Source organism: Variovorax boronicumulans, from assembly GCF_029892485.1.
GTDB classification, from domain to species: Bacteria; Pseudomonadota; Gammaproteobacteria; order Burkholderiales; family Burkholderiaceae_C; genus Variovorax; species Variovorax boronicumulans_B.
On record NZ_JARXVG010000001.1, the window covers coordinates 100,668 to 126,505 of the forward strand.

22 protein-coding genes and 2 pseudogenes are annotated in these 25,838 nt (G+C 64.8%); 6 read left to right on the forward strand and 18 right to left on the reverse strand.

Annotated elements, in window-relative coordinates:
- Positions 1-21 precede the first annotated feature (21 nt).
- Positions 22-1,205 (forward strand): annotated as a pseudogene (locus M2282_RS00435) (acetyl-CoA C-acyltransferase family protein).
- Between the two features lie 17 nt (positions 1,206-1,222).
- Positions 1,223-1,406 (forward strand): annotated as a pseudogene (locus M2282_RS00440) (IS3 family transposase); the annotation flags it as partial.
- Between the two features lie 705 nt (positions 1,407-2,111).
- On the opposite strand, the gene M2282_RS00445 reads toward M2282_RS00440, so the two are convergent.
- From M2282_RS00445 to guaB, 5 genes are all read right to left on the reverse strand, one after another.
- Positions 2,112-3,287: a tyrosine-type recombinase/integrase gene (locus M2282_RS00445; protein WP_280806846.1), complete on the reverse strand. Its 1,176-nt coding sequence runs from the start codon at positions 3,285-3,287 to the stop codon at positions 2,112-2,114.
- A 183-nt stretch (positions 3,288-3,470) separates the two neighbouring features.
- A complete protein-coding gene (gene guaA / locus M2282_RS00450; RefSeq protein WP_280806847.1) occupies positions 3,471-5,087 on the reverse strand; it encodes a glutamine-hydrolyzing GMP synthase in 1,617 nt (538 codons plus the stop codon).
- A gap of 11 nt (positions 5,088-5,098) precedes the next feature.
- Positions 5,099-5,518, reverse strand: a complete 420-nt coding sequence (locus tag M2282_RS00455; RefSeq protein WP_280807695.1) for a type II toxin-antitoxin system VapC family toxin — start codon at positions 5,516-5,518, stop codon at positions 5,099-5,101.
- Positions 5,519-5,529: 11 nt separating this feature from the next.
- Positions 5,530-5,778: a type II toxin-antitoxin system Phd/YefM family antitoxin gene (locus M2282_RS00460; RefSeq protein WP_280806848.1), complete on the reverse strand. Its 249-nt coding sequence runs from the start codon at positions 5,776-5,778 to the stop codon at positions 5,530-5,532.
- 77 nt (positions 5,779-5,855) lie between these two features.
- Entirely contained in the window at positions 5,856-7,325 is a 1,470-nt protein-coding gene (gene guaB / locus M2282_RS00465) for an IMP dehydrogenase (protein ID WP_280806849.1), read from the reverse strand.
- Between the two features lie 128 nt (positions 7,326-7,453).
- On the opposite strand from guaB, the gene M2282_RS00470 reads away from it, so the two are divergent.
- Complete coding sequence (locus tag M2282_RS00470) at positions 7,454-7,978, forward strand: DUF4124 domain-containing protein (protein ID WP_280806850.1); 525 nt, start codon at positions 7,454-7,456, stop codon at positions 7,976-7,978.
- 10 nt (positions 7,979-7,988) lie between these two features.
- Here M2282_RS00470 and M2282_RS00475 read toward each other — a convergent pair whose 3' ends face one another.
- Together M2282_RS00475 and M2282_RS00480 are read right to left on the reverse strand one after the other, a co-directional pair.
- Positions 7,989-8,324: an RnfH family protein gene (locus M2282_RS00475; RefSeq protein ID WP_280806851.1), complete on the reverse strand. Its 336-nt coding sequence runs from the start codon at positions 8,322-8,324 to the stop codon at positions 7,989-7,991.
- Positions 8,324-8,770, reverse strand: a complete 447-nt coding sequence (locus M2282_RS00480; RefSeq protein WP_280806852.1) for a type II toxin-antitoxin system RatA family toxin — start codon at positions 8,768-8,770, stop codon at positions 8,324-8,326. Before M2282_RS00480 ends, M2282_RS00475 begins: the two co-directional genes overlap by 1 nt.
- A gap of 62 nt (positions 8,771-8,832) precedes the next feature.
- Here M2282_RS00480 and smpB point away from each other — a divergent pair, with 62 nt between their 5' ends.
- The 3 genes from smpB to M2282_RS00495 all read left to right on the forward strand — a co-directional run bounded on the left by smpB (position 8,833) and on the right by M2282_RS00495 (position 11,394).
- Positions 8,833-9,309 (forward strand): SsrA-binding protein SmpB, encoded by a 477-nt coding sequence (smpB, locus tag M2282_RS00485; RefSeq protein WP_042576821.1) that lies wholly within the window; start codon positions 8,833-8,835, stop codon positions 9,307-9,309.
- A 151-nt stretch (positions 9,310-9,460) separates the two neighbouring features.
- Positions 9,461-9,853: a COG4315 family predicted lipoprotein gene (locus tag M2282_RS00490; RefSeq protein WP_280806853.1), complete on the forward strand. Its 393-nt coding sequence runs from the start codon at positions 9,461-9,463 to the stop codon at positions 9,851-9,853.
- Positions 9,854-9,939: 86 nt separating this feature from the next.
- On the forward strand, positions 9,940-11,394 hold the full coding sequence (locus tag M2282_RS00495) for a hypothetical protein (protein ID WP_280806854.1): 1,455 nt from the start codon (positions 9,940-9,942) through the stop codon (positions 11,392-11,394).
- Positions 11,395-11,405: 11 nt separating this feature from the next.
- Here the strand turns inward: M2282_RS00495 and M2282_RS00500 are convergent, their stop codons facing one another.
- The 11 genes from M2282_RS00500 to M2282_RS00550 all read right to left on the reverse strand — a co-directional run bounded on the left by M2282_RS00500 (position 11,406) and on the right by M2282_RS00550 (position 25,819).
- A complete protein-coding gene (locus tag M2282_RS00500) occupies positions 11,406-12,326 on the reverse strand; it encodes a DMT family transporter (protein WP_280806855.1) in 921 nt (306 codons plus the stop codon).
- A gap of 15 nt (positions 12,327-12,341) precedes the next feature.
- Positions 12,342-14,180 carry a translational GTPase TypA gene (gene typA, locus M2282_RS00505; protein ID WP_280806856.1) on the reverse strand — a complete coding sequence of 613 codons (1,839 nt, stop codon included), beginning with the start codon at positions 14,178-14,180 and terminating at the stop codon, positions 12,342-12,344.
- Positions 14,177-15,145: a tRNA pseudouridine(55) synthase TruB gene (gene truB, locus M2282_RS00510; RefSeq protein ID WP_280806857.1), complete on the reverse strand. Its 969-nt coding sequence runs from the start codon at positions 15,143-15,145 to the stop codon at positions 14,177-14,179. The genes typA and truB overlap by 4 nt, the downstream gene beginning before the upstream one ends.
- A gap of 2 nt (positions 15,146-15,147) precedes the next feature.
- Positions 15,148-15,519, reverse strand: a complete 372-nt coding sequence (rbfA, locus tag M2282_RS00515; protein WP_280806858.1) for a 30S ribosome-binding factor RbfA — start codon at positions 15,517-15,519, stop codon at positions 15,148-15,150.
- Between the two features lie 21 nt (positions 15,520-15,540).
- Positions 15,541-18,501 (reverse strand): translation initiation factor IF-2, encoded by a 2,961-nt coding sequence (infB, locus tag M2282_RS00520; protein ID WP_280806859.1) that lies wholly within the window; start codon positions 18,499-18,501, stop codon positions 15,541-15,543.
- Between the two features lie 24 nt (positions 18,502-18,525).
- Positions 18,526-20,019: a transcription termination factor NusA gene (nusA, locus tag M2282_RS00525; RefSeq protein ID WP_280806860.1), complete on the reverse strand. Its 1,494-nt coding sequence runs from the start codon at positions 20,017-20,019 to the stop codon at positions 18,526-18,528.
- Between the two features lie 16 nt (positions 20,020-20,035).
- A complete protein-coding gene (gene rimP / locus M2282_RS00530) occupies positions 20,036-20,683 on the reverse strand; it encodes a ribosome maturation factor RimP (protein WP_280806861.1) in 648 nt (215 codons plus the stop codon).
- A 200-nt stretch (positions 20,684-20,883) separates the two neighbouring features.
- Positions 20,884-22,080: a YbfB/YjiJ family MFS transporter gene (locus tag M2282_RS00535; RefSeq protein ID WP_280806862.1), complete on the reverse strand. Its 1,197-nt coding sequence runs from the start codon at positions 22,078-22,080 to the stop codon at positions 20,884-20,886.
- Between the two features lie 19 nt (positions 22,081-22,099).
- Complete coding sequence (locus tag M2282_RS00540) at positions 22,100-23,740, reverse strand: ABC transporter ATP-binding protein (RefSeq protein ID WP_280806863.1); 1,641 nt, start codon at positions 23,738-23,740, stop codon at positions 22,100-22,102.
- Between the two features lie 5 nt (positions 23,741-23,745).
- The gene (locus tag M2282_RS00545; RefSeq protein ID WP_280806864.1) at positions 23,746-24,813 is read right to left on the reverse strand and encodes an ABC transporter permease; all 1,068 of its coding nucleotides are present in this window, start codon (positions 24,811-24,813) and stop codon (positions 23,746-23,748) included.
- A complete protein-coding gene (locus M2282_RS00550) occupies positions 24,779-25,819 on the reverse strand; it encodes a microcin C ABC transporter permease YejB (RefSeq protein ID WP_280806865.1) in 1,041 nt (346 codons plus the stop codon). The genes M2282_RS00545 and M2282_RS00550 overlap by 35 nt, the downstream gene beginning before the upstream one ends.
- Positions 25,820-25,838 lie beyond the last annotated feature (19 nt).

A 25,838-nucleotide genomic window follows, 5' to 3' on the forward strand; every position in this document is an offset into this window, starting at 1 on the left:
CGACCTAGGAAGCCCGAACCCATGACCTCTCGCGACATCTTTGTGGTCGGCACCGCCCGCACCGCCATTGGCACCTTCGGCGGTGCACTCAAGGACGTGCCGAATACGCAGCTCGCCACCACCGCCGTGAAGGCAGCCATCGAGCGCAGCGGCGTGCCGTTCGATGCCATCGGCCATGTCGTGATGGGCAACGTGATTTCCACGGACGTCAAGGATGCCTACCTCAGCCGCGTGGCTGCCATCGATGCCGGCTGCGGCGTCGAGACGCCGGCCTTTAACGTCAACCGTTTGTGTGGCTCGGGCTTGCAGGCGATCGTTTCGGCGGCGCAGGCGATCACGATGGGGGACTGCGGCATTGCCATCGGCGGCGGGTCCGAATCGATGAGCCGGGGGCCGTACTTCGACACGTCGGCGCGCTACGGCGCGCGCATGGGCGACGCGGTTTGCTCGACTACATGCTGGGCATCCTGCACGACCCCTGGGAGAAGATCCATATGGGCATCACGGCTGAGAACGTGGCCGTGCGCTACAACATCTCCCGCGAGCGCATGGACGCACTCGCCGCGAGCAGCCAGCGGCGCGCATCGGCTGCCATCGCCGCGGGCCGGTTCAAGGAGCAGATCGTTCCGGTGGAGATCAAGACGCGCAAGGGCACGACCGCATTCGATACCGACGAGCACGTGCGCGCCGACACCACCGTCGAGATGCTTGCGAAGATGAAGCCGGCGTTCAAGAAGGATGGCCTGGTGACCGCCGGTAACGCCTCGGGCATCAACGACGGAGCAGCCGCAGTAGTGCTGGCCGACGCCGATCGCGTGCGCGCCCTGGGTCTGCGGCCGCTCGCACGCCTGGTGGGCTACGCGCATGCGGGCGTAGAGCCAGCCTACATGGGGATCGGCCCGGTGCCGGCGACGCGCAAGGTGATGGAACGCACCGGGCTCAAGGCCGCCAGCTTCGACGTCGTTGAGTCGAACGAAGCCTTTGCGGCGCAGGCCTGCGCGGTGATGCAGGAACTGGGCCTCGACCCGGAGAAGGTCAATCCAAACGGATCGGGCATCTCGCTGGGCCATCCAGTGGGCGCGACCGGCGCAATTATCACGACAAAGGCCATCGCCGAGCTGCACCGGACCGGCGGGCGCTATGCGCTGGTGACCATGTGCATCGGTGGCGGCCAAGGCATCGCGGCGGTGTTCGAACGGGTCTGACGGTCAGTCCTACGCATTGCAAAGGCTTCTTCGGTCGGCTGAAGAACGAGCTGTTCTATCCTCGAGACTGGAAGAACACCACCATTGAGCAATTCATCGCGGTCGACTCGAACATCCGCTGGTACAACGAGAAGCGGATCAAAATCTCTCTAGGCTCTCAGCCCTATCGAATACCGGATGAGCCTTGGACTTGCGGCATAAAACCAGTCCAAGTTCTTATCCGCACCCCCATTCGCCGGAATTTCTGTCGGCATTTCCAGAGACAAGCGTGGGAAACCAAGTGTTCATGCGCCTGCCAACAGAAGATTCGATCCTCTCCGGGGACAAAGCCCTGGGCGGTCACCTGACGGCAGTTGACCGCATGCCCTACCCGGCTAGTACTGAAGCAGAGGTGCGTCGCCGTGCGACAACAACCCAGCATGCGGGTTGCGATGGAAGGTTGGGCCAAATTCCTCACCCAACCACGGATCGTGACATAAATCGTGACAAGGGCGTAGGGCAAAGAAAAAGGGTTAGCGGGCATTTACCGGCTAACCCTCGAAGTTGTTGGTAGGACGTACTGGATTCGAACCAGTGACCAACGGATTAAAAGTCCGTAGAGAAATCAGGTCTAGTGTTCAAGGTGATGAACCAAAACGCGAAAGTCGGTGCGTGATCTGGCCTGTGGTGTCCGAGCCATGTGCACGCCTTTACAAGTCATCGTCCAGGTCGTCTTCATGAACCTCGGCTGCGCGCCGTTTGGCGTCGGCGATCAGCTCGCGCGCTGATTCCCCGCGTACCCAAGCGTCGACCATGTCTGCCCAGCACTGGAGCATGATTTTTCGTTCCGTTAGATACCGATTGACGTTGTACACAGCTGCAATTCGATTCCGCGGTGCGTGCGCCAATGACATTTCAATCCAACGTTCATCGAATTTCGCTCGATTTAGGCCAGTCGAAAATGTGCGGCGCAGATCGTGCACCCCGAAATTCTGAAAATCGGGGTCGTCTCTTTTGATTCGCTCCACGGCAGCATCGATCACGCCGGTTCAATGTTGCATCGGAGATCGGCTTCTCGCTGTCGTATCTGCCCGGGTGCAGATAGAGGCTCGACCCGAAACACGAACGCAATGCCGTCAGGATGTCCAGTGATTGCTCGCTCAACGGCACCACGTGCGCGTTCGCGACTTTCATTCTTGCGGCTGGAATCGTCCAACGCTCGGTGTCGAAATCGACCTCTCCCCAGGTTGCGTCGATGAACTCGCTTTTGCGAACGCCGGTCAACAAAATGAACTTCAACGCCAGGCGCAGCGTGGGTGTGGTGGCAACCTGCTCCAGTGCAGCAAGAAATTTGCGAATCTCGGTCGGCGTCAAGGCCCGGTCGCGAGGTTTAAACGTGGCGATGGCACTCGCTCGCAATGCTTCGGCTGGGTTGCTGACCGCCTGCCCCCTTCCCTGCGCGTGCCTGAAAACGGCCAGTACCACGTCGCGGACGTGGACGGCCACGGCCGGGCCGCGCTTGGCCTTGGCGTCGTCGCACAGCCTCATCAGGCGTTGCGGCGTCACTTCCTCCAGCTTGAGGCGGCCCAGCTCCGGCTCGATGACGCGGCGGTACGTGGAGCGGCGAAACGCCAGCGTGCTGTCCGCGAGTTGCTCGGCTCCGCTCTTCGGGTCAGCCTTGTGCTGGAAGTAGCGCTCTGCCCAGCCCGCAAAACTCAGCGCCTCGGCCGTTTGGGTACGTTTCTCCACCTTTGCGCGTGACGGCGATTCGCCCCGCCCCACGTCACGCCTGGCGCGATCGAGCAGCGTGCGTGCCTCGCGCAGCGAGACGTCCATGCCGAATTCCAGCGCCTCGGGCTCGCGTGTCTGCCTGCTGCGCCCAGGCGAACTTTCATAGCCACCGATCGCCAGCGTCTCGCGCCTGCCGTTAATGCGGTAGTCGTAGCGGAAGGAAATCGTCCCAGTGGGCAGGACGGCGGCATACATGCCGTCGCGGTCGCTCACCTTGTAGGGCTTGTCCTTGGGCTTCAGCGCCCCCAGCGTTTTGTCGGTGAGACCAGGCAAAGCAGCCTCCAGGTTGGATTCGACGTTCGATACCGTCAACCTGCTTGACGGTACAGCCAGCCGCGATTTTCTCGGCTCCAAACTATACCGTCACCCACACCGACAACAACACCACAATCTAGAGATATCACCTGATACGACAAGGAACAACTAAACCCTTGTCGGAACTCGATTTTTTTCGCAATTCAGATACCGAGTGCAACCCTGTGACACGATCCTGGATCATTCCCACTCGATCGTCGCCGGCGGCTTGCTCGACACGTCGTAGGTCACGCGGTTGATGCCGCGCACTTCATTGATGATCCGCCCCGACACCTTCTTGAGCAGCGCATAAGGCAGCTCCGCCCAGTCGGCCGTCATGAAGTCGCTGGTCTGCACGGCGCGCAGCGCGACGACGTAGTCGTAGGTGCGGCCGTCGCCCATCACGCCCACGCTCTTGACGGGCAGGAACACGGTGAAGGCCTGGCTTGTGAGGTCGTACCAGGTCTTGCCATTCTCGTCCTTGAAGTTGCGCAGTTCCTCGATGAAGATCGCGTCGGCGCGGCGCAGCAGGTCGGCGTATTCCTTCTTCACTTCGCCCAGGATGCGCACGCCCAGGCCCGGGCCGGGGAACGGATGGCGGTACACCATCTCGGGCGGCAGGCCGAGCGCCACGCCGAGTTCTCGCACTTCGTCCTTGAAGAGATCGCGCAGCGGTTCGAGCAGCTTCAGGCCCAGTTGCTCGGGCAGGCCGCCGACGTTGTGGTGGCTCTTGATGGTGACGGCCTTCTTGCTCTTGGCGCCGCCCGACTCGATGACGTCGGGATAGATCGTGCCTTGCGCCAGGAAGGTCGCGCCCTTGTGGCCGCCGTCGCCGGCCTTGAGCTTGGCGGCCTCTTGTTTGAACACCGTGACGAACTCGCCACCGATGATCTTGCGCTTGGCTTCGGGTTCGCTCACGCCGGCGAGCTTGCCGAGGAACAGATCGCTCGCATCCACGCGAATCACCTTCGCGTGCAGCTTGCCTTCGAACATCTCCATGACCATGTCGCCTTCGTTCAGGCGCAAGAGGCCGTGGTCGACGAACACGCAGGTCAGCTGGTCGCCGATGGCGCGGTGGATGAGCGCTGCCGCCACGCTCGAATCCACACCGCCCGAGAGGCCGAGGATGACTTCTTCATCGCCCACCTGCTCGCGGATCTTCTGCACGGCTTCGGCGATGTGATCGCGCATGACCCAATCGGGCTTCGCTTCGCAGATGCCGAGCACGAAGCGCTCGATGATGGCCTTGCCCTGTACCGTGTGCGTGACTTCGGGGTGGAACTGCAGCGCGTAGTAGCGGCGCGCCTCGTCGGCCATGCCGGCGATGGGGCAGCTGTCGGTGCTCGCCATGAGCTTGAAGCCTGGTGGCAGCTCGGTGACCTTGTCGCCGTGGCTCATCCACACGTTGAGCATGCCGTGGCCTTCGGGCGTGGTGAAGTCGGCGATGTCCTTGAGCAGTGCGGTGTGGCCATGGGCGCGCACGGCTGCGAAACCGAACTCGCGCTTGTGGCCGCCTTCGACCTTGCCGCCCAACTGGTGCGCCATGGTCTGCATGCCGTAGCAGATGCCGAGCACCGGCACGCCGAGGTCGAACACGGCCTGCGGGGCCTTGTCGGTGGTTTCTTCGTAGACGCTGGCGTGGCTGCCCGAGAGGATCACGCCCTTCAGGTGGCCGTCGGCGGCGTATTCGCGCACCCATTCGTCGGTGACGTCGCAGGGATGCACTTCGCTCAGCACATGCGCCTCGCGCACGCGGCGTGCGATGAGCTGCGTGACTTGCGAGCCGAAATCGAGGATGAGGATCTTGTCGTGTTGCATGGCGAGAGGACTCAGAGCGTTGAAATGTCGAACAGCTTCACGCCCGCCTGGGGCGCTGCCTGGATGAGGTGCTCGTCGAAAGTGGCGAGCGGGAGATTGAGCGACTTGGCGAGCCAGAGATAGCCCGCGTCATAAATCGAGAGGCCGGCGTCGATGGCCACCGCGAGCACGGCCTTGTGCTGCGCGGGTGCGAGTTCATGCAGTTCGACGCGATGGCGGATGGCATCGAGCACGCTCCACAGCCCTTCGACCGCGGACGTGGGAATGCGCCCGCTGCGCACGCCGTTTGCGAGGATGTTGGCGCACTCCCATTGCCATGCGTTGGGCGCCTGCGGCTCGACCTCGTCGCGGCGTATGGCGGCGTAGAGCTTGCGGGTGTGGTCGCTGGCCTGGTCGGGCAGGAGCCAGGCGGCGGTGACGGAGGCGTCCATGACGAAGGCTGTCACGATTGGCGTCCTTCGTCGAGCAGTGCGCGAAGGGAAAGGCCCGGCTGGATGGTGGCGTGCAGCGCGTCGATCTGGCCGAGTTCGCGCTGGATCTGCTCGTCGGTAATGACGGGCTTGCGGCGCACCGGCAGCATGCGCACGACTTCCTTGCCGTGGCGGGTGATGCGAACCTCCTCGCCCTTTTCGACCGAGTCGATCAGGGCCGAGAAGTTGTTCTTGGCTTCAGCGATGCCGATGGATTGCATTTGGGCCAGAAAAATTGAATCTGGCCCAAATTTTAAACCCAGTCTGGCCTGACTTTCAAGGTCTGGCCAGATTGGCCTTACTCAGCCCGGTAGTTCGGGGCTTCCTTCGTGATCTGCACGTCGTGCACGTGGCTCTCACGGATGCCGGCCGTGGTGATCTCGACGAACTCGGCCTTGTTCTGCATGTCCGCGATGGTGGCGCAGCCGCAGTAGCCCATGCTGGCACGCACGCCGCCAGCCATCTGGTAGACGATGGAGACGATCGACCCCTTGTAGGGCACGCGGCCCTCGATGCCTTCGGGCACCAGCTTGTCGGTGTTGGGGTTGCCGGTGGTCGATTCCTGGAAGTACCGGTCGGCACTGCCCTGCTGCATCGCACCGATGGAGCCCATGCCGCGGTAGCTCTTGTAGCTGCGGCCCTGGTACAGCACGATTTCGCCGGGTGCTTCTTCGGTGCCGGCGAACATGCTGCCCATCATCACGGTGCTGGCACCGGCGGCAATGGCCTTGGCGATGTCGCCCGAGTAGCGCACGCCGCCATCGGAGATCAGCGGAATGCCCGTCCCTTGCAGCGCGGTGGCGACGCTGTCGACCGCCATGATCTGCGGCACGCCCACGCCCGCCACGATGCGGGTGGTGCAGATGGAGCCCGGACCGATGCCGACCTTGACCGCATCGGCGCCGACATCGGCCAGCGCACGCGCCGCATCGCCGGTGGCGATGTTGCCGCCGATGACATCGACCTGCGGATAGTTGCGCTTGACCCAGCGCACGCGCTCGATCACGCCGGCGCTGTGGCCGTGGGCGGTGTCGACCACGATGGCATCGACGCCGGCCTTCACCAGGGCTTCGACACGCTCTTCGGTGCCGTCGCCCACGCCGACCGCCGCACCCACGCGCAGGCGGCCATTGGCGTCGCGAGCGGCGTTGGGGAAGCTGGTCTGCTTGGTGATGTCCTTGACGGTGATCAGGCCCTTGAGCTCCCAGTCGCCGTTGATGACCAGGAGCCGCTCGAGCTTGTACTTGTTGAGCAACGCCTTGGCATCGGCCAGCGTGGTGCCGTCGGGCACGGTGATGAGCTTGTCGCGCTGCGTCATGATTTCGCTGACGGGCACGTCGTAGCGGGTTTCGAAGCGCAGGTCGCGCCCCGTCACGATGCCGACCACCTTGCCGCCGTCGATCACCGGAAAGCCGGAGATGCCGAGCTGGTCGGAGAGCGCCATCACCTGGCGCACCGAATGCGTCGGCGTGATCACCACGGGGTCGCGCAACACGCCCGATTCGTAGCGCTTCACGCGGGCCACTTCGGCGGCCTGCTGTTGCGCGGTGAGGTTCTTGTGCACGATCCCCATGCCGCCCTCCTGCGCGATGGCGATCGCAAGGCGGGCTTCAGTCACGGTGTCCATGGCCGCCGAGACGAGCGGCAGGTTCAGCGTGATGTTGCGGGAAAGTTTAGTGGCGAGGGAGGTGTCCTTGGGCAGGACCTGGGAGAACGCTGGCACCAACAACACGTCGTCGAAGGTGAGCGCTTTGCCGAGAAGGCGCATGGGTGAAGCTCCAAAAGACGGATTGTAACGAGGCTCCTGAACCGTTCGCCGGCCCGGGCTTTAGCGGATCGTTGCAAAAGCATCGAATGAGGATGTTGCAAGAAGTAAGGCGAGGCTAAACTTCGGGGATGAAATTCATGCACTGGCTGCTGGTTGGATGTGTCGTGGCGCTGCCGCTTTCTGCGAACGCGCAATGGCAATGGATCGACAAGAACGGCAAGAAGGTCTTCAGCGACCAGGCGCCGCCGCCCGATGTTCCCGAGAAGAACATCCTGCGCCGTTCGGGCACGCCGCCGCCGCGGTCGGCCACCGGCATGACGGACGCTCCCGCAGCCGACGGCACCGAAGCGGCAGCGCCCAAGGCGCGCGATACCGCCGCCGCGCCCAAGCCGAGCGGCGTCGACAAGGAACTCGAGGAGAAAACCAAGAAGGCCGAGGCCGAGGAGAAGGCCAAGCGCGCTGCCGAAGAGGCAAAGGTCGCCAAGGCCAAGGCCGACAACTGCGCCCGCGCCCGCGAAGGCAAGGCCACGTTCGACAGCGGTATCCGCATTGCAAAGGTGAATTCAAAGGGCGAGCGCGAGATCATGGACGACACCGCCCGGGCCGCCGAGCAGAAGCGCGTTCAGTCGGTCATCGACAGCGACTGCAAGTAAACCAGCGGCGTCAGTAGCCGGCCTTGCCGCCCTTGCGGCGGTTGGCGAAGAGGCCCGTGCCCCGCGCGCCCTGGCGCTGGAAACGCTCGCGGCGCGCCACCTTCGGGTCCACCGTGAGTGGGCGACAGAGTTCGACGCGATCGCCGTCCTTCAGCGCCTGCTCCCATTCGACCGCCCTGCCCCAGATCCCCGGGGTCATGGCATGCCGCCAGTCCAGGTCTGGAAAAGACTTCGCCAGATCGCTGGCCAGCACCGCACCGAGCACGGTGGTCTCGGGTTCAACGCGCAAGACCTGCTCGAACACCTCGCGCGCCGCGGGCGAGCAGCTCAGCGTGACCTCGATCATCAAGGGCTGCCGTAGACCTGCTCGGCGCGCTTGACGAAGGCTTCGACCAGGCTCGATGCGATGGTGTCGAACACGGGCCCGACAAGCGCCTGCAAGGCGAAGTTGCTGAAGCCGTAGCTCATGTGCAGCTCGACGCGGCAGGCGCGTTCGCCCTGTTCGCCCACGGGCACGAACTTCCAGCTGCCGTCGAGGTTGGAGAAGGGGCCGTCGACCAGTTTCAGTTGCACTTCACGGCCCGGCACATGGGTGTTGCGAGTGGTAAAGCTCTGGCGCAGACCGGCGAAAGCGAGGCCGACTTCGGCAGTCATGCCGGCTTCGTCCTCTTCGAGGATCCGGGCCTGGTCGCACCACGGAAGGAACTGCGGATACTTCGCCACATCGGTGACGAGCGCGTACATCTCTTCGGCGCTGTACCAGATGAGGACGGACTTGTTGACTGTTTTCATAGAATCGGTGCAGCGTGCGCGACGGATTGTATTGAAGCCATGCGCCCCCACCTTTCCGAGCCATGGCCACAAAGAAACAAGATACCTCTTCCCGCATCGCCGACAACAAGAAGGCCGCGTACAACTATTTCTTCGAAGAACGCTTCGAGGCCGGCATGGTGCTCGAAGGCTGGGAAGTCAAGTCGCTGCGCGAAGGCAAGGTGCAGCTCACCGACGGCTACGTGGTGATCCGCGACGGCGAGCTGTACGTCGTGGGCCTGCAGATCAACCCGCTCAAGAGCGCTTCGACGCACGTCAACCCCGATTCCATCCGCACCAAGAAGCTGCTGCTGCACAAGGAAGAGATCCGCCGGCTGGTCGGCAAGGTCGAGCAAAAGGGCTACACGCTGGTGCCGCTCAACCTGCACTGGAAGGCCGGCAAGGTCAAATGCGACATTGCGCTGGCCAAGGGCAAGGCCGAGCACGACAAGCGCGACACCATCAAGGACCGCGAAGGCAAGCGCGAGGTCGAGCGGGCGATGAAGAGCCGCAGCCGCTAGTTCTTTTTTGCCCGTCGGCGGGCTGCCGCGTGACGTTTTGCTGAAACTCGCGACCCTTGCCTACCGCGATTTGTCGTGAGCCCGGCATAAACTGCCGGCTCGCGCAACCACCTGCCTGTTTTCGCGATTTTTCAACTGAAGGAGAAACTGCATGAAATTGCTCAGCGCCTCGATCCTCGCGGCGGCCCTGCTCGCCGGCTGCGGCGGCATGTCCAACAAGACCGCCAGCGCGCCCGACACCCCCACCCGCACTGCCGACGGCGTGCTGGTCGGACCGAACGGCATGACGCTCTATACCTTCACCAAGGACACGGCCGGCGCCGGCACCTCCGCCTGCAACGCCCAGTGCGCGACCAACTGGCCGCCGCTCCCCGTGGCCGAAACCGCCAAGCCCATCGGTGGCTACACCATCATCATTCGCGAAGACGGCAAGCGCCAATGGGCCTACAAGGGCTGGCCGCTGTACTACTGGGCCAAGGACGTGAAGGCTGGCGACAAGACCGGTGACGGCGTGGGCGGCAACTGGAAGATCGCCCGCCCCTGATCGGCGCGGTGGTCACCTGATCGCAAAGGCTCCGGCTCACGCCGGGGCCTTTTTTGTTGGCGCGTGCGCCACGGCAGAATCGCCGCATGAATACTGCAGCTGCGAATCCGGATGCGTTCCTCGCCCTTCTCTCCTGCGGCCTGATCACCGACGCACAGCACGACGCGGTGCTCGCCCATCCCGAGACCGCCACGCTCCCGCCGATTCCCGGCCCCGCACATGCACTGGCCTGGATGTGCGTGAAGGGCCTGGTCACCCAGGAAGAAATCGACGCTGCTGTCGAAAGGCTGGAGGAGGCTTCGCCGCCCCTCGCAACCGCCGACGATGCGGCCGAGGTCGCCTACGACGCCGAGGAATTCGTGGAGCTCGGCGACCGCGGCATCACGCACGAGGCGGTGAATGCGCTCTTCAACAACGGCCTCGTCGATGCCGAGACGCGTGACATGGCGCTCGAGGAAACGCCGCTGGTTGGCAGCGTGCCCGCCGCACCGGCCGCCACGCTGGCCTGGATGGTGATCGAGGGCCCCCTCGATAAAGAATTGTTCGAGGCCACGCGCGCCGAGGTCGCGGCCGAGCCGGCCTTTGCCATGGCGGCGGACCGGGCCCGCATCGTGGCCGAGGCGCAAGAAGAGATCGCGGCCGACGAAAAGGCAGTCGGCGCGTGGCGGGCCACCGCCCAAGGCAAGCGCCGCCGGGGTGCATGGACCTCCGGGTTGGTCACGCTGGCGATCGTCGGTGGACTGGGCTGGTACCTCTTCACGCCTGCAGGCGTGCCGGCCTGCAACACCGACGCCACGCGCAAGACGTTGCAGGGGCTGATGCTCCGCGTATCGATCGACGCGCGCACCCAGGGCCTGCGCGAGGTCGGCATCCCGACGCTGAGCGGACTGCGCGAAGTCGGCTACCGCAAGGACGAGCGCATTCGCGGCTGCATGGCGACGATGACCCGGGGCGACGAGACCAGGTCGATCGCATACACGATCGGCCCGGCCTCCGCCAAGAACGACAACGATGGCGACGAGATGACGGTGCGTGGCGCCGACCCGGTCATCGTGGAGGCTCGCTTCGGCAATCTGGATACCAAAGGCAAGCCGCTCTACAACGCCGAGCCCATCGGGCGTGCGGCGGCGGAGAAGGCCTTCCGCGACGGCGTGACCGCCCTGCAGTCGAGCTCGCCCGCCGCGGCAATGCTCCAACGCCAGCTCGAACGTCAACGCGCGCGCCAGCGGTCCACCACCGGCCTCGTGGTCACCGACGCCGACCGCGAGCGCGAGATTGCCGACTTCGAGCCCACCGGCCCCTGCCGCGTGCATGAAGACGGCGCGAGCCGCGTCTGTCCGCTGGTCGTCGAATACAACGACAGCCTGCTAGCCACCATCGGCCGCACGCAGTCGCTGCCGCTGACCGGCGAATTCACGTTCGTGCAGGACAACGGCAACTGGCGCATGAGCGACGACTTTGCGAAGCGCTTTACCCGGGCAGTGACGGAAGCCCGGCTGATCGGCCTGGGCGTGACAGACGCCGTTGCGGCGCCCGAGTAGGTCTTCGGTACCTAGTGCGCGCCCGGCAATGCGTTGTCGGCCACCGCCGTGCGGCGCCCACGCAGCGCCAGCAGTTCGTTGAACACCAGCGCGCCGATCACCAGCGCCCCGCCGGTCAGCACGCTGGCGGCGGGCTCCTCGCCCGCCCCGATCCAGGCCAGCGCGATGCCGAAGATCACTTCGAGCAGCGCCAGCAAGGCGACCTCGGGCGCTTTCAGCACCTGGGCGCAAAGCACCGACAGCACGCACGGAATCGCGAGCTGGAACACGCCCAGGAAGGCCAGCAAACCCAGGTCGCGCGCACTCGCCTGGAATGGCAGCGCGAACGGCAAGGTGAACAAGGCAGTGAGCACCGCGCCGATGAGCACGGCGGGCACGAGGTCGATGTCATGCCCCTTGGCATGGGCGTGCTGCACGACGGTCCAGTTGGTGGCCCCGGCAATCGGCACGCACAGCGCAACGAGCGTTCCGAGCAGCGAACCGCCCGCCCCGCCCTGCATCAGCTGCGTGCCGTACATCCAGCCGATGCCCAGCCCGGCGACCACGATGGCCACCCAGGTGCGCGCAGGCAGGCGGTGACCGATGAAGATGCGCGCGGCGAGCGCGGTGAGCAGCGGCCCGAGCGACATCGTGACCAGCACGCTCGCCGTCGAGGCCATCGTGAGCGCCACCATGAAGGCCGTGAACATCACGGCCCAGCAGACGCCCGATATCCAGAGTTCGCGGCCGCCACTGCGCAGTTGCGAGAACACCGCGCGCCCTCGCCAAAGCGGCAAGATCACCAGCAGCGCCAGCATCGTGAAGAGGCTGCGCCAGAAGGTGATCTCGAAACTGTGCGCCTGTGCAAGGTGGCGTGTGACGACGCCCGCCGTGCCCCACATCAGGGTCACGACGACCATCAGCCACACTGCCCCGCCGTGCGTCAGGCGCATGGAACCCTCAGGGGGTCAGGCGGCTTGCGTGTCGCGGCCGGCGCGCTTGCGCTCGTGTTCCTTGAGGTGGCGCTTGCGAAGGCGCACGCTCTTGGGCGTGATTTCGACGAGCTCGTCGTCCTCGATGAACTCCACGCCGTATTCGAGCGTGAGGTCGATCGGCGGCGTGATCTTGATCGCATCTTCCTTGCCCGAGACGCGGAAGTTGGTCAGCTGCTTGGTGCGCGTGGCGTTCACCACCAGGTCGTTGTCGCGGCTGTGGATGCCGACGATCATGCCTTCGTACACCGGGTCGTTCGCCTTGACGAACATGCGGCCGCGGTCGTCCAGCTTGCCCAGGGCGTAGGTGAAGATTTCACCGTCGTCCATCGAGATCAGCACGCCATTCTTGCGGCTGCCGATGTCGCCCTTGTGCGCTTCGTAGCTGTCGAAGATGTTGCTGATGAGGCCGGAGCCGCGCGTCAGGTTCAGGAATTCGTTGGTGAAGCCGATGAGGCCCCGCGCCGGAATGCGGTATTCCAGGCGCACGCGGCCGCGGCCGTCCGGTTCCATGTTGACCAGTTCGCCCTTGCGCTCGCCCAGGGCCTGCATCACGCCGCCCTGGTGCTGGTCTTCGATGTCGGCCGTCACCAGTTCGATGGGCTCGTGCTTCTCGCCGTTAACCGTGCGGAACACCACGCGCGGCTTCGACACGGCCAGTTCATAGCCTTCGCGACGCATGTTTTCCAGGAGGATGGTCAGGTGCAGTTCGCCGCGGCCCATGACTTCGAAGATGCCTTCTTCGTCGGTTTCCTTCACGCGCAGGGCCACGTTGTGCTGCAGCTCCTTTTGCAGGCGGTCCCAGATCTGGCGGCTGGTGATGTACTTGCCTTCGCGGCCGGCCAGCGGGCTGGTGTTGACGCAGAAGTTCATGGTCAGGGTCGGTTCGTCGACCTTGAGCATGGGCAGCGGCGCTGGATTGGCGGGGTCGGTAATGGTCACGCCGATGCCGATGTCGGCCACGCCGTTGATCAGCACGATCTCGCCGGGACCGGCTTCCGTGGTCTGCACGCGTTCCAGGCCCTGGAAGGTCAGCACCTGGTTGACGCGGCCCTTGACGGCCTTGCCGTCCGGACCTTCCATGACCACCACGTCCATCATCGGACGCAGCGTGCCCTGGCTGATGCGGCCTACGCCGATGCGGCCGACGAAGGTCGAGAAGTCGAGCGCGGAAATCTGCAGCTGCAGCGGCGCTGCAGGGTCGCCCTTCTGTGCCGGCACGTGCTTCAGGATGGTGTTGAACAGGGCCGACATGTCGGGACCCCACTGCTCGCCGGGCGCGCCTTCTTCGAGCGACGACCAGCCGTTGATGCCCGAGGCGTACACCACGGGGAAGTCGAGCTGTTCGTCGGTCGCGCCGAGCTTGTCGAACAGGTCGAAGGCGGCATTGACCACCTTGTCGGGGTTCGCGCCGGGCTTGTCGACCTTGTTCACGACCAGGATCGGCTTCAGGCCCAGGGCCAGCGCCTTCTTGGTCACGAAGCGCGTCTGCGGCATCGGGCCTTCCTGCGCGTCGATCAGCAGCACCACGCCGTCGACCATCGACAGCGCGCGTTCCACTTCGCCGCCGAAGTCCGCGTGGCCCGGGGTGTCGACGATGTTGATGTGCGTGCCTTCCCAGGTCACGGCGCAGTTCTTCGCCAGGATCGTGATGCCACGTTCCTTTTCGATGGCGTTGTTGTCCATCACCGTGTCGACGACCTTCTCGTGCTCGGCGAAGGTGCCCGACTGGCGCAGCAGCTGGTCGACCATGGTGGTCTTGCCATGGTCCACGTGGGCAATGATGGCGATATTGCGGATTTGCTTGGTACTCATGGTGTCGCTTCTGTCTGTTGTGCGTTCAAAAGAATTTGCTGAATTTCGATGGGGTTCAGCAAGCGCCCCGGAATCAGTTCACTGGCAGCGATGTGCGCCGTGCCCAGAAAGGCTGGCGGCGTGTCGCCGAATACCGCCACGTGGTCGGCGTCGGGCCAGGTTCCACGGCGGCGCAGGCCGGACAAAAAGCGCCCCGCATCTTCGCTGCCGAGCGTGACGATCGTGTGGCCTTCGACCAGGGACTCGGCAGGCAACAACTGCGCCAGCCGCTCTTCCTCGTCCATGGCCTCGAGCGCCTCGAGCGTGATGCACTGCGCCACGCCGAAACCGCCGGTGGCCGTGCGGCGCAGCGACGTGAGGTGCGCGCCGCAGCCCAGCGCCTCGCCGATGTCTTCGCCCAGCGTACGGATGTAGGTGCCCTTGCTCACGGAGGCCACGATGCGGATCGCGTTGCCCGCAGATTCGGAGGCGGCCTGTGTGACCTTCAAGGCGTGGATCACCACGTCGCGCGGTGCGCGTTCAATCTCGATGCCTTCACGGGCGTATTCATAGAGCGCCTTGCCGTCCTTCTTGAGGGCGCTGTGCATCGGCGGAACCTGCCGGATCGGGCCGGTGAACTGCGCCTCGGCGCGGGCCAGGTCTTCGGCGGTGACATGTACCGGGCGCTCGGCAATCACCTCGCCCTCGGCATCGCCGGTCGAGGTCTTGATGCCCAGGCGTGCCGTGGCTTCGTAGGTCTTGTCTGCGTCCAGGTGCAGTTGGCTGAACTTGGTGGCCGCGCCAAAGCACAGCGGCAGCACGCCGGTGGCCAGCGGATCGAGCGTGCCGGTATGGCCCGCCTTTTCGGCGCGCAGCAACCACTTGGCCTTCTGCAAGGCCTGGTTGCTGGAGAGTCCCAGCGGTTTGTCGAGCAACAACACCCCATGCACAGGGCGCCGCTGCACCCTTGTGCGTGGCGCATTCATCGCTATTCGTCTTTCGAGCGGGAAGCGACGGCTTGCGCGATGAGCGCGTTCATGTCGGCCGCACGCTCGGTGGTGCGGTCGAACAGGAAGTGCAGCGTCGGCACGGTGTGGATATGGAGGCGCTTGAACAGGCCGTTGCGGAGGAACCCCGCGGCCTGGTTGAGCGCTGCAGTGGTCTCTTCGACGTCGCCCGTGAGCATGCTGAAGTAGATCTTCGCGTGCGCATAGTCGGGCGTGACCTCGACCGCCTGGACCGTGACCATGCCCACGCGCGGGTCCTTCAACTCGCGCGCGATCAACTCCGTCAGATCCCGCTGGATCTGATCGGCGACCTTGAACGCGCGGTTGGGGGCTGCTGCTTTTCTTTTGGGCATGAACGCTCTCGCATCGAACGCTTACAGCGTCCGGGCGATTTCCTTGATTTCAAAGAATTCGAGCTGATCGCCCTCTTTGATGTCGTTGTAGTTCTTGAGCTTGATACCGCACTCAAAACCTTCGCGGACTTCGCGGACATCGTCCTTCATGCGCTTGATCGAGTCGACTTCGCCGGTGTAGATCACCACGTTGTCGCGCAGCAGGCGGAAATGCGCACTGCGGTTGACCGAGCCCGAGGTGATGTACGAACCTGCGACCGTACCGATCTTCGAAGCCACGAACACCGTGCGGATCTCGGCCGAGCCGATGATCTCTTCGCGGCGCTCCGGAGCCAGCATGCCCGACATCGCAACCTTGATCTCGTCCACGGCGTCGTAAATGATGCTGTAGTAGTTCAGTTGCACGCCGTTGTTCTCGGCCAGCTTGCGCGCACCGGAATCGGCACGCACGTTGAAACCGATCACGATGGCCTTCGAGGCGATGGCGAGGTTGATGTCGCTTTCGCTGATGCCGCCGACGCCGGCGTACACCATCTGCACCTTGACCTCTTCGGTCGCCAGCTTGAGCAGCGACTGGGCCAGCGCTTCCTGCGAGCCCTGCACGTCGGCCTTGATGATGATCCGCAGCGTCTGCACTTCGCCGGCCGAGAGGTCGGTGAACATGTTCTGCAGGTTCGCGGCCTGGGCCTTCGCCAGCTTCGTGTTGCGGAACTTGCCAGCACGGTAGGTGGCGATTTCGCGCGCACGGCGCTCGTCGGCCATCACCATGAACTCGTCGCCCGCTTGCGGCACTTCGGTCAGGCCCTGGATCTCGACCGGGATCGACGGACCCGCGGTCTTGATGGTCTTGCCGTTTTCGTCCAGCATGGCGCGCACGCGGCCATAAGTGGAACCGGCCAGCACCACGTCGCCCGCCTTGAGCGTGCCGGACTGAATGAGCACCGTCGCAACCGGGCCGCGGCCCTTGTCGAGCTGCGCTTCGATGACCAGGCCCTTGGCGGCGGCATCCACCGGCGCCTTGAGTTCCAGCACTTCAGCCTGCAGCAGGACCTGCTCGAGCAGATCGTCGATGCCCTGGCCGGTCTTGGCCGACACCGGCACGAACGGCACGTCGCCGCCGTACTCTTCAGGCACGACCTCTTCGGCCACCAGTTCCTGCTTCACGCGGTCCAGGTTGGCGTCGGGCTTGTCCACCTTGTTGATCGCAACCACGATCGGCACACCGGCCGCCTTCGCGTGCTTGATGGCTTCCTTGGTCTGGGGCATGACGCCGTCGTCGGCCGCCACCACCAGGATCACGATGTCGGTGGCCTGCGCACCGCGGGCACGCATGGCGGTGAACGCCTCGTGACCCGGGGTGTCGAGGAACGACACCATGCCGCGTTCGGTTTCGACGTGGTAGGCACCGATGTGCTGCGTGATGCCGCCGGCTTCGCCCGCTGCGACCTTGGCGCGGCGGATGTAGTCGAGCAGCGAGGTCTTGCCGTGGTCGACGTGACCCATGACGGTCACGACCGGGGCGCGCGGCAGGGCTTCTGCCGTTTGCGCCGACACGTCCTCGTCGGTGAAGGCTTCCGGATCGTCCAGCGCGGCAACCACCGCGTTGTGACCCATTTCCTCCACCAGGATCATGGCGGTGTCCTGGTCCAGCGACTGGTTGATGGTCGCCATCTGGCCCAGCTTCATCAATTGCTTGATGACTTCGCCGGCCTTGACGGCCATCTTGTGCGCGAGTTCGGCCACCGTGATGGTTTCCGGCACGTGCACTTCCAGGATGCGCGCCTCGACCGGTGCGGCCGGTGCGTGCTCCTCGTGACCACCGCGATCGTTGCCGCGACGGCCGCGCGGGCCTCCGCGCCAGTTGCCGCGGCCGACACCACCGCTGGCATCGCCGCGGGTCTTGATTTCCTTCTTCTTGGCAGGATCGCCAGCCCAGCTCGACGAGAGCTTGGCCGACTTGACTTCCTTGCCGGCACCGGCGGCGCCAGGGGCCGCGGCAGCACCCGGGGCGGCTGGCGCGCCGGGACGCGCAGCGGGCGTGGCCGGCTTGTGCAGCGTGCCCTTGACCGCGGCCTTTTCGGGCTGCGGCTTCTCTGGCGCCTTGTGCGGCACCAGCACGCGGGCCGGTGCATTCATCATGGCGCGGATGGCTTCGGCCTCGGCGAGGGCCTTGCGGCGACGCTCGTCCAGGTCCTTGGCGCGGGCGGCTTCCTCATCGGCACGGGCCTTCGATTCGGCGGCGGCCTTGGCCTTTGCGTCTTCCTTGGCTTGCGTGGCGGCAGTCTGTGCGGCCAGCTTGGTGTCGGCGGCTTGCTGTTCGGCAGCGGCAGCAGCAGCGGCCGCAGCAACTGCAGCAGGCGCTTCGACCGGCTTGGCGGCTTCCTTCGCCGGCGTTGCAGCGGCAGCAGCAGCGGCCTTCTTCTCGGCGGCGATGCGTGCAGCTTCCTGCTCGGCCTGTTCGGCGCGCTCGGCCTTTTCAGCCTGCTCGCGATCGCGGGCTTCGGCTTCTTCACGCAGGCGGCGCTTCTCGACCAGCTCTTCTTCCTGGCGGCGGATCAGTTCGGCCTGGCGACGTGCTTCTTCCTCGCGACGGGCCAGCTCGGCCTCGTCGACGCGGGGTGCGGCCGGCGCGGCGGCGGGCGCCTCGGCGGCTTGCTGCACCGGCTCGGCCGGATGGCCTTCGTCGCGCTGGATGAAGGTGCGCTTCTTGCGCACTTCCACCTGGATGGTGCGGGCGCGGCCGGTGGCATCGGCCTGCTTGATCTCGCTGGTCGACTTTTTGGTCAGCGTGATCTTCTTGCGCTCGGGCTCTGCAGTGCCGTGGCTGGCTTTGAGAAAGCCAAGCAGGCGCTGCTTGTCAGCCTCGGTGAGTGCATCGGTGGGTGCCGCTTTGGGCACGCCTGCGCTCTTGAGCTGGTCAAGCAAGGTTTCGGGAGTCTTCTTGAGCTCGTTCGCGAACTCGGCGACAGTGGTACTGGACATATTGGTTTCGTGCCTCCATGACCGTCACTCTTGGCCGGCGAACCAATGTTCGCGGGCTTTCAAGATGAGGGCTTTGGCGTCATCGGCGCTGTGGCCGGTGATCTCGGTGAGTTCATCGACCGCGAGGTCGGCGAGGTCGTCACGGGTGTTCACACCCGCTTCGGCCAACTTGGGAATCAGCTCGGGGTCCAGGCCTTCGAGGTCGCGCAGGTTCTGCGATACCGGCGACTGGGCCTCGACGCCCTCTTCCTTGGCGATTTCCATGGTCAGCAGCGCATCCTTGGCACGCGAGCGCAGCTCATTGATGGTGTCTTCGTCGAATGCTTCGATCTCGAGCATTTCGGAAATCGGCACATACGCGACTTCTTCCAGGCTGTTGAAGCCTTCGGCAATCAGGATGTCGGCGATTTCTTCATCGACATCGAGCTTCTCCATGAAGAGCTTGCGGCTGGCATCCGTTTCGGTCGCCTGCTTCTGAGCGGATTCGTTGGCGTCCATGATGTTGATCTTCCAACCGGTGAGGTCGGAAGCCAGGCGCACGTTCTGGCCGCCGCGGCCGATGGCGATGGCGAGGTTTTCCTCGTCGACCACCACGTCCATGGCGTGCTTTTCTTCGTCCACCACGATCGAGGACACGTTGGCCGGTGCCAGGGCGCCGATCACGAATTGGGCCGGGTCTTCGCTCCACAGCACGATGTCGACGCGCTCGCCGGCGAGTTCGTTCGTGACGGCATTGACACGGGTGCCGCGCACGCCGACGCAGGTGCCGATCGGATCGACGCGCTTGTCGTGCGAGAGCACGGCGATCTTGGCGCGCGAACCCGGGTCGCGGGCGCAGCTCTTGATTTCGAGCAGGCCCTGTTCGATTTCGGGCACTTCCTGGCGGAACAGCTCGATCATGAACTCGGGCGCCGAGCGCGACAGGATGATCGGCGCGCCGCGCAGCGTCAGGTCGACTTCCATGATCATGGCCCGCACGCGGTCGCCGTTGCGCAGGTTTTCCTTGGCGATCATCTCGCTGCGGCGCAGGCGCCCTTCGACGCGGCCGGCCTCCACGATGATGTCACCCTTGTCCAGGCGCTTGACGGTGCCCACGAAGATCTTGTCGCCGCGCGACATGAAGTCGTTGAGCAGCATCTCGCGCTCGGCGTCGCGGATCTTCTGCAGGATGACCTGCTTGGCAGCCATGGCGCCGATGCGGCCGATCGGCACCGAGTCCACCGCTTCTTCGATGTACTCGCCGACTTCGATGTCCGACATTTCTTCCTTGGCTTCGAACAGGAGGATTTCCTGGTCGGGCAGCTGCAGGCCGGCTTCGTCGGGAACGACGTGCCAGCGGCGGAAGGTTTCGTAGTCGCCGCTGTCGCGATCGACGGCGACGCGGATGTCCACATCGCCCTGGTGGAGCTTCTTGGTGGCTTGCGCCAGTGCGGATTCGACCGCGCCGAAGACAACGTCACGCTCGACGTTCTTCTCGCGCGAGATCGCATCCACCAACATCAACATTTCGCGATTCATGCCACCACTCCTCTTGTCAGTCGGGAACGTTCGTTCCGTCGTCAATATCCGAAAAACCCGGTTGGGTTTTGGCCTTGCGGCCCTTGAAATCCACAATCGGCGCGAGCCGCGCATCGCGCAGCTCGTCCAATGCGAAGCCCAGCGCATGCAAAGGTGCAGGCGCGCGCTTCTTGCTCACTTTTTGACCCGGCTTGGGCTTGGGCGCATCGCTCCAGACGATTTGCCAGCCCGGGGCTGCATCAGCCCCTTCTGCTTTTTCAGCACGCTCCAGCGTGCCGCGAAATTTCTTGCGGGTGGCAGACACCTGGCCGCCCGCCGCCGCGCCCATGGGCGCCTTGAGCGTGATGTCGATCACCGCGCCCACGAAACGCTCGAAATCCTGCTCGTTGCGCAACGGCCTGTCGATACCGGGCGAGGACACCTCGAGCCGCTTGTAGTCGACACCATCGACCTCGAGCGAGAACTGCAGTTGCCGCGTCACCTTCTCGCAGTCTTCGACTGTCACGAAGGGCTCCGGCACACCTGCAGCCACAGCTTCGGAGGTGGGGGCCACCCAGGGCAAATCAATCGTCACGCGCAGCAATCCCCCGGCCGAGCGTTCGATCTCGACCAGGTCGTAGCCAAGACCGGCCACGGTTTGTTCCACTATTTGCTGCAATGCCACGTGTTCGAAAGTGCCTTCTAAATAAATACCGAATTCACCGAGTCCCGATATCCGCCCACCACGGATCTCCGAATCTCAGTGAACGTCACGAATGTTCGAGAATGCATAGACCAAAAAAAACGGGCGGTTGGTACCCGCCCGTTTGGTCGTGAGCCTCGAATTATATGCTATTCGTGTGATAAATGAAGGGCCATTGCTGCTCAGAGCGCCATTGCACGACGAGATTTCGACCAGACCACCGCAAACAGCACCGCGCCAAGCGCCAATGCCGCCGCCGCGACCAGCAAGGGCTGCTGGAAAGAGCCGGTGCGCTGGGCCAGCGGCGCCGCGAACAACGGGCCGATGATCTGCCCCACCCCATAGGACGCCGTGGCGTAGCCAATCAAACCGGCCGCCGCGTTGCCGCGCAACCGGCGCGCCTCCCGCATGGCGAAAAGAGTGATTGCGGTGAACGGCATGCCCAGCAGCAAGCTCCCCAACGCGAACCCGCCGATCGTGGGCCATGCCACGGAAAGCACCACGCCCAGTGCCTGCAACGCATAGGCGGCTGCCAATAGCAGCCGATTGTCCCAATGAGTGGGTGCGCGGGCGCCGATCAGCGCGCCCGGAATGATGGCCGCGCCGAACAGCGGCCAGAAGAAATCAGGCCAGGACGATCCAGGCAGCGCTTGGCGCGCAATCACCGGCAGAAAAGTGGCCGTGATGATGTAGCCGAAACCTGCCAGCCCGTAGAGAGCGACCAGCCAGATCGCATCGCTGCGATCCGCGCCGGATGCCGTCAGGCTGCTTGCGGGCACGGGGGCTTTCGCTCCGCCGCCCTGCGCGGCTTCGCCGTCATCGAACACCCGCCAGATAACCCCTATGAGCACCACGGCCAGCAGCCCCAGACCGATCCACCCGACTTCTGAACCCCAGCGCCCGAGCGCCCCGCCGAGCAGCCCGGTCATGGCGATCCCGATGCCCGGCCCGGTGTAGATCACCCCCGCCAGCGTCGGCGAATTCGTCTCAGCCAGCCGCCGCAGGCCCCAGCCCGAAGCAAAGACGAAGACCCAGGCGCTCATCACACCAGCGGCCGCGCGCAGGATGCCCCAGCCCGCGAAGCTATGGAGCAGGCCCATGCCGATCAGCAATGCCGCGGTCGCGGCCAGCCCGCCCCGCACCATGCTCGACGCCTTGATCCCGATGGCCGCGCAACTCACCGCCCCCAGGAAATACCCCAGGTAATTGAGCGACGCCAGCAAGCCGCCTCCGGCCAGTTCCAGCTTTCCCTCGCCCAGCATGATGGGCAGCATGGGCGTGAAGGCGAAGCGCCCGAGGCCCATTGCCACCGCCAGCGTGACCATGCAGGCCAGCGCTGCGCGCCACGCGCCGCGACGGTCCTGTCTGTTTACCGACATTTCTTCGTCTCTTTTCGTTCTATTCCAGCAGCGCCGCGGCCACCAGTTTCTGCGTATAGGGATGCGCCGGCGCATCGAGCACGCGCTCGACCGACCCGGTTTCGAGGATGGCGCCATCCTTCATCACGATGACCTGGTGCGCCATGGCGCGGATCACCTCGACGTCATGGGTGATCAACAAATAGCTCAGCCCCCGCTCCCGCTGCAGGCGCTGCAGGAGGCCCAGCACCTGCTTCTGGATCGTCACGTCGAGCGCGCTGGTCGGCTCGTCGAGCACCAGCAGTTGCGGATCGACGATCAAGGCGCGCGCGATCGCGAGTCGCTGCCGCTGGCCGCCCGAGAACTCGTGCGGGTAGCGGTCGAGCAGCGCCGGAAACTGCGCCTCGGTCAGCCCCACGTCCGCCAGCGCGGTGAGCGAGCGAGCCCGGCGCGCCTTCGTGTCGAGTTCCGGCGCGTGGACGCGCAGCCCCTCCCCCACGATCTGCTCGACGGTCATGCGCGGAGAAAGCGAGGAGAACGGGTCCTGGAACACCACCTGCATCCTGCGGCGAAGGGCCAGGTCCGAAGCGCGGTCGACCGCCCACCCCTTGCCATCCACCTTCAGCTCGCCCCGATGCTTCAGGAGCCCGAGCGCAGCAAGGGCCAGCGTCGATTTGCCCGAGCCCGATTCGCCGACCACACCCAGCGTCTCGCCTGGCACGATGCGGAAATCGGCGCCTTGCACTGCGATGAATTCGCCCTTGCGGAACCAGCCGGCAAAGCCAGGCTTCGGCACCGGATAGCTCACTCGAAGCGCCTTGGCTTCGAGCACAGGGGCGGCGTCGGCGCGCGCTGCCACCGCCGCCACGTCGCGCTCCGGATGGCTGTCGATCAGCTTGCGGGTGTAGGCGTGCTGCGGCGCATCGAACACGGTCGCCACGGCGCCGTGCTCGACGATGTGGCCGTTCTCCATCACTGCCACGCGGTCGGCAAAACGGCGCACGAGGTTCAGATCGTGAGTGATCAGCAGCACGGCCATGCCGTACTTGCGCTGCAGGTCGGCCAGCAGCTCGAGAATTTGCGCGCGGACGGTGACGTCGAGCGCGGTGGTCGGCTCGTCGGCCAGCAGGAGGCGCGGCTTGCAGGCGAGCGCCATGGCGATCATGGCGCGCTGGCGCTGTCCGCCCGAGAGCTGGTGCGGGAACGACCGCGCCCGCCGCGCCGGCTCGGGAATGCCGGTGTCGGCCAGCAGTTGGACAGCGGCCGCCTGCGCCGCGCGGGCAGACAGCCCCTCGTGCAGTTCGAGCACCTCGGCGATCTGGTCGCCCACGCTGTAGAGCGCGTTGAGCGCGGTCATCGGCTCCTGGAAGATCATCGCGATCTCCTTGCCGCGGATGCCGCGCAGCTCGCGCTCCGGGATGGCGAGCAGGTCGCGTGCCTTCTCCTTCTGCGGCGAAGTCTCGGCCCCGAAGAATTTCGCGACCCCGGTCACCTCGGCGTTCTGCACCAGCCGCAGCAGCGACAGCGCCGTGACCGTCTTGCCCGAGCCCGACTCCCCCACCAGAGCAAGCTTTTCGCCGGCGGCGATCTGGAAGTCGATGCCATGCACCACATCCTTGCCGCTGAAAGAGACATGGAGCCCCTTCACCTGGAGCAGGGGCTGATTCGTTGTTGGATTCATGTCGCTCACTTGTCGGCCTTCCGCGGATCGAGCGCATCGCGCAGCGCGTCGCCCATGAAGGTCAGCAGCATGAGCGTGACGACGAGCACGCCGAAGGTGGAGAGCGAGATCCACCAGGCGTCGATGCTCGACTTGCCCTGGTTGAGCAACTCGCCAAGCGACGGTGTGCCCGGCGGCACCCCGAGGCCAAGAAAGTCGAGCGAGGTCAGCGCCAGGATTGCCGCGCTCATGCGGAACGGCAGGAAGGTGACGACGGGCACCATGCTGTTGGGCAGGATGTGGCGCCACATAATCTGCAGGTTGCTCACGCCCAGGGCGCGGGCGGCACGCACATAGTCCATCTGGCGATTGCGCAGGAACTCGGCCCGCACGTAGTCGGACAGGGCCATCCAGCCGAACAGGCTCAGCAGGATCAGCAACAGCGTCACGCTCGGCTTGAAGATGGCGCTGAAGATGATCAGCAGGTAGAGCTCCGGCATCGAGCCCCAGATCTCGATGAAGCGCTGGAACGCCAGGTCGATCCTGCCCGCGAAGTAGCCCTGCACCGCACCGGCCGCCACGCCCAGCACCGTGCCGATGACCGTGAGCGCGAGTGCGAACAGCACGCTCACGCGAAAGCCATAGATCAGCTGGGCCAGCAGGTCGCGACCGCGATCGTCGGTGCCGAGCCAGTTGTCGGCCGAGGGGGCGGCCGGGCTCGGCGCCTTGGCGAAATAGTTCAGCGTCTTGGCGCCGTACGTGTTGGGCGCGAAGACCGCCCAGTTGTCGGCCGCGGTGATCCGCTCGCGGATGAAGGGGTCGAGGTAGTCGGCCGGCGTTTCGAAGTCGCCGCCGAACGTCTTCTCGGAGTAGTCGCGCAGAACGGGGAAATAGGTCTGGCCCTGGTAGCGCACGATCAGCGGTTTGTCGGTGGACAGCACTTCGGCAAAAAGGCTCAGTACCACCATCAGCGTGAAGAGCACCAGGCTCCAGAAACCGAGCCGGTTGCGCTTGAAGCGCATCCAGGCGCGGCGCCCGGGTGAGATGTGCGGGGCCGTCTCAGTCGAATTTGACACGCGGGTCCACCCAGACATAGCAGAGATCGGAGATCAGCTTGGTCACCAGGCCGATCAGCGTAAAGATGTAGAGCGTGCCCAGCACCACGGGGTAGTCGCGCCGGATCACGCTTTCGTAGCCCAGCAGGCCCAGCCCGTCGAGCGAGAACAGCGTCTCGATGAGCAGCGACCCGGCGAAGAAGGAGCCGATAAAAGCCGCCGGCAGTCCGGTGATGATCGGAATGAGCGCATTGCGGAACACGTGCTTCCAGAGCACCTGCCGTTCACCCAGCCCTTTGGCACGCGCCGTCAGCACGTACTGCTTGCGGATCTCCTCGAGGAACGAATTCTTGGTCAGCATCGCCGTCACCGCGAAGCTGCCGAGCACCATGGCCGTGACCGGTAACGTGATGTGCCAGAGGTAGTCGACGATGCGGGCGCCCCAGCTCAGTTCATCCCAGTTCGAGGAAGTCAGCCCGCGCAGCGGAAACCACTGCAGCTGCCCGCCGAAGATCACCAGCAGCGCCACGCCCAGCACAAAACCCGGAATGGCATAGCCGATCAGCACGATCAGCGTGGTGATGAGGTCGAAGCGCGAGCCGGCGCGCACCGCCTTGGCGACACCCAGCGGCACCGCCACGCCATAGCTGATAAAGAAGGTCCAGAGCCCGAGGCTGATCGACACGGGCAGCTTTTCGAGGATCAGCGTCCACACGTCCTTGTTCTGGAAAAAGCTCTTGCCCAGGTCGAAGCGCGCGAACTGCCCGAGCATCTGCCACAGGCGTTCGTGCGGCGGTTTGTCGAAACCGTACAGCGCCTTGATCTGCTCCAGGCGCTTGGGATCGACGCCCTGATTGCCCCGGTAGGAGCCACCGCCAGACTCGAAGCCGCCGCCCCCGCCGCCGACGCCTGCGGTCTTCGCCTCGGCCAGGTACTGCTCCACCGGCCCTCCCGGCACGAACTGGATGACGAGGAAGGTGACCAGCAGCACGCCCAGCAGCGTGGGAATGAACAGCAGAAGCCGCTTGAGGACATAGGAGAGCATGGCCTTGTTTCCTTCTCTT